This window comes from Arthrobacter sp. JCM 19049 (assembly GCF_001310435.1).
This window is the reverse complement of sequence record NZ_BAXF01000160.1, coordinates 1-4,428: the sequence shown is the minus strand read 5'-3', so window position 1 is coordinate 4,428 and position 4,428 is coordinate 1. Positions and strand designations below refer to the sequence as shown.

Sequence of the window (4,428 nt, the reverse complement as noted above, 5' to 3'; positions counted from 1 at the left end):
TGCCGCCGCGGCCAGGCGGGCCCGGCCCGGAGGGTAGGCTACAACCAGGCCCGGTAGGCGTCGGTTCGGAAGCAAGTTTTAGGTGGTGGAGCGCCCGTGTATCGGCTGCAGAGTCTGGATGACCCGCGGAGTGTGCGCGATGAGGTCGTGGCGCTTTATGACGCCGTGGGCTGGGGTGCCTACACCGATCAGCCGGACATACTGCTGCAGGCGCTTGCCGCGAGCCTGCACACCGTGACGGCGTGGGACCAAACGCGGTTGGTCGGCCTGGCCCGCGTGGTCGGGGACGGACAAACGATCTGCTATCTGCAAGATGTGCTGGTGCATCCGGATCACCAGCGCCGCAGTCTGGGACGGCGTCTGGTCCTTGAGGTGCTGCGGCCTTATGCGCGGGTGCGCCAAACGGTTCTGCTCACTGACGCGGATCCGGCGCTGGCCTCCTTCTATCGCGCACTGGGGTTTCACCGGGCTGCGGAGAATCCCGGGGCGCCATTGGAGTGCTTTGTCTCGCTGCGCTAAACCGCCTCAATGCGTCGCTGAGCCTTCTGCGGCCCCGTTTCCCTGCCTGCCGCGGGCCGTGGCTCCTTTCCTACCTCTTCCCAGTGGCGGATCTAGCGGTTATTGTCTGTAGCACGTTGCTCGAATCCGGCCACGACCAGCATTTGAGAGCACCAGCGTAAACATTGTCCAAATAATGGACACAAAATCCGCTATGTGGACTTGGCGCAGTAAGCTGGATTCATACATTTTCACTTTTCGCACCTTTGAAGGAGACGCCTCCATGTCTCAGGCAAGCCAGGTAGCGGTCCCGAAACAGAACACGCGCGGACGCGTGCTCTTTGCTTCGATGATCGGCACCACCATCGAGTTCTTCGACTTCTACGCGTACGCTACCGCGTCCGTCCTGGTCTTCCCGGCCCTGTTCTTCCCGAACGCAACCACCATCAACGCGATCCTCTCCTCGTTCGCAATCTTCGGTGTGGCCTTCCTGGCCCGTCCGCTGGGCTCAATTGTCTTCGGGCACTACGGCGACAAGCTGGGACGCAAGGGCACGCTGGTCGCCTCGCTCATGACCATGGGGATTGCCACCTTCCTGATCGGCTTCCTGCCCCCGGCCCAGGGCGGCTGGGTGGTGCTGGCTCCGCTGGCGCTGGTGCTGCTGCGTTTTGCCCAAGGCCTGGCCCTGGGTGGCGAATGGTCCGGCGCAGCCCTGCTGGCCACCGAAAACGCCCCGAAGAACAAGCGCGCCGTGTACGGCACCTTCCCGCAGCTGGGCGCTCCGGTCGCTTCATCATCGCCAACCTGATGTTCGTTGCATTGCAGACCTGGCTGAGTCCCGAGGCGTTTTTGGCCTGGGGCTGGCGCGTACCGTTCTGGTTCTCCCTGGTCATGGTCATCGTGGGCCTGTGGGTGCGTCTGAAGCTGGTTGAATCCACCTCGTTCATGAAGGTCGTGGAACAGAAGAAGGTGGTCAAGTCCCCGTTCAGCGTCACCATGAAGCGGCACTGGCGTCCGGTGCTGGCCGGAACATTCATCATGTTCGCCACCTACGTGCTGTTCTACCTGATGACCTCCTTCACGCTTACCTACGGCACCGCAGCCGCCACCCCGGAGCAGGCGCAGGCCGCCGCCGACGCCGCCGGCAAGAGCTTTGATCCGGCCTCCTTCGTGCCGGGCCTGGGCATCGCCCGCCCCGAGTTCCTGACGATGCTGATCATCGGGGTGGTCTTCTTCGGCATCTTCACCGTCGCCTCCGGCCCGCTGGCTGAGAAGTACGGCCGCCGCAAGTTCCTGATCTACGTCACCGTAGGCATCCTGGTCTTCGGTGCCGCCTGGACCCTGTTCTTCGGACCGGGCAAGGGTGCGGCCATGGCCGGCTGATCGTCGGGTTCACCCTGATGGGCCTGACCTTCGGGCCGATGGCGGCCTACCTGCCCGAGCTCTTCCCCTCCAATGTGCGCTACACCGGTTCGGCAGTCGCCTACAACCTGTCCTCGGTGATCGGTGCCGCCCCGGCTTCGTTTGTGGCCATTGCCCTGTGGAATGCCGGGGAGGGCAGCACCGTCGGGGTGGGCGTCTACCTGGCCATTGCGGCGGTCGCGACCCTGATCGCGCTGCTGATGACCCGTGACACCCGCGACGTGGACATCGAGAACTACGTCGATTAAACACCCTCAGCGACCAGCGGACGGGAACCGTGTAGCCGGTCAGCTCAAACAGACAATGGTGCGGTGCACCCCCGACAACCTCGGGGCTGCGCCGCACCATTGCCATGTCTGGCCGCCTGAGCGGCCACCGCCGGTTCGGGACGCCCGACATCCGGGCGGCACCAAAGCGGCGGCCGGTTCGTGCCTCATGCACCAACCCGGCCGCCGCCCAAAAGCCCGAGGCTATTCGGAGTCGTTGATCGAGGCGATCACGGCCCCGGCCGAAAGGGTCTCACCCGGGGTGACCTTCAGCCCGCTGACCACGCCGTCGCGGTGCGCGGTGATCGGCTGCTCCATCTTCATGGCCTCCAACACCACGATCAGGTCCCCGGCGGTCACCGGGTCCCCGTCGTTCACCGCAACCTTCACGATGGTTCCCTGCATCGGGGAGAGCAGCTCGGTGCTGTTCCCGGCCCCGGCGGCCCCGCCCTTGCGGGTGCCTTGCGCTTCTTCTTGCCGTTCTTGGCCGCGGCGCCATCGGTGACGCTGCCCAGTGATGCCGGCAGGGTCACCTCCAGGCGCTTGCCCCCGACCTCCACGGTCACGCTGGTGCGTTCGTCCGCTTCCTCGCCGTCCACCACGCCGGCCGCGAACGGCTCGATCGGGGTGTTGAACTCGGTCTCGATCCAGCGGGTGTGCACCGAGAACGCGCCGGTTTCGGGCACGAACGCCGGGTCGCTCATCACCGCACGGTGGAAGGGCAGCACCGTGGCCATCCCCTCGATCTGGAACTCCTCCAGGGCGCGGCGGGCACGGGCGGCGGCAACCTCACGGGTGGAACCGGTGACAATCAGCTTGGAGATCATCGAGTCGAAGTTGCCCGAGACGCTTTCCCCGGCCTCGATGCCCGAATCCAGGCGGACACCCGGACCGGCCGGCAGGGTCATGGAGGTGATGGTGCCGGGGGTGGGGATGAAGCCGCGTCCGGCGTCTTCCCCGTTGATCCGGAACTCGAAGGAGTGCCCGCGGATCTCGGGATCGCCATAGCCCAGCTGCTCGCCGCGGGCCAGGCGGAACTGCTCGCGCACCAGGTCCAGGCCGGTGACTTCCTCGGAGACCGGATGCTCAACCTGCAGGCGGGTGTTGACCTCCAGGAAGGAGATCACCCCATCCTGGCCGACCAGGAATTCGCAGGTGCCGGCACCCACGTAGCCGGCCTCCTTCAGGATCGCCTTGGAGGAATCGTACAGGCGCTGGACCTGCTCCTCGCTCAAGAACGGGGCCGGGGCCTCCTCAACCAGCTTCTGGTTGCGCCGCTGCAGCGAGCAGTCGCGGGTGGAGACGACCACCACGTTGCCCTCGGTGTCGGCCAGGCACTGGTCTCCACGTGGCGTGGGGCGTCCAGGAAACGTTCGATGAAGCATTCGCCGCGGCCAAACGCGGCGGTCGCCTCACGCACCGCCGAGTCGTAGAGCTCGCCGATGCTTTCGCGCTCACGCACCACCTTGATGCCGCGCCCGCCGCCACCGTAGGCGGCCTTGATGGCCAGCGGCAGCCCGAACTCATCGGCGAAGGCATAGACCTCCTCGGCCGAGGCGACCGGGTCCTTGGTGCCCGGCACCAGCGGGGCGCCACCTTCTCGGCGATGTGGCGGGCCTGCACCTTGTCACCCAGCTGTTCGATGGCGGCCGGGGGAGGCCCGATCCAGGTCAGCCCGGCGTCGATGACGGCCTGGGCGAACTCGGCGTTCTCGGCCAGGAACCCGTAGCCCGGGTGCACGGCATCCGCGCCCGAGCGCTCGGCCACATCCAGGATCTTCTCGATGCGAAGGTAGGAGTCGCCGGCCGTGGTCCCGCCCAGCGCGTAGGCTTCGTCGGCCAGTCGGACATGCAGGGCGTCGCGGTCCGAATCGGCGTACACGGCAACCGACTCGATGCCCTCGTCACGGGCGGCACGGATGATGCGCACCGCAATCTCGCCACGGTTGGCGATCAACACCTTCGTCAATGGGTTCATTGGTGGGCCTTGTCTTCAAGATTTCTAAAGTCTTCCTAGGGGAGCCTATCGGTTTTGTGGGAACTACATGTAATAACCCGCCTATCCCGGGGTGAACCTCCGAAATTTTTGGAGGGTTCCTACAAAGCCGGTTCGGTGGGGACGGTTTCTAGGAGTCAGCGAAGAATGGTTGCGGCATGAAAATGGGCGTGCCTAGCGTGGCCAGACCAGCGGCACCGGCGGCGCAGCACACCGCCACGGTTGGGCCGCGGTCCCGGGCGGGCAG

General features: G+C 65.7%; 1 protein-coding gene and 2 pseudogenes. 2 read left to right on the top strand and 1 reads right to left on the bottom strand.

All coding sequences use genetic code 11. The features are described from left to right. The first annotated feature begins 132 nt into the window (after window positions 1-132). Both JCM19049_RS08535 and JCM19049_RS08530 read left to right on the top strand, forming a co-directional pair. On the top strand, window positions 133-519 hold the full coding sequence (locus JCM19049_RS08535) for a GNAT family N-acetyltransferase (RefSeq protein ID WP_279402783.1): 387 nt from the start codon (window positions 133-135) through the stop codon (window positions 517-519). A gap of 262 nt (window positions 520-781) precedes the next feature. Beyond that, a pseudogene (locus JCM19049_RS08530) lies at window positions 782-2,168 on the top strand (MFS transporter). A gap of 222 nt (window positions 2,169-2,390) precedes the next feature. Here the strand turns inward: JCM19049_RS08530 and JCM19049_RS08525 are convergent. Continuing rightward, a pseudogene (locus JCM19049_RS08525) lies at window positions 2,391-4,163 on the bottom strand (biotin carboxylase N-terminal domain-containing protein). Window positions 4,164-4,428: the final 265 nt, after the last annotated feature.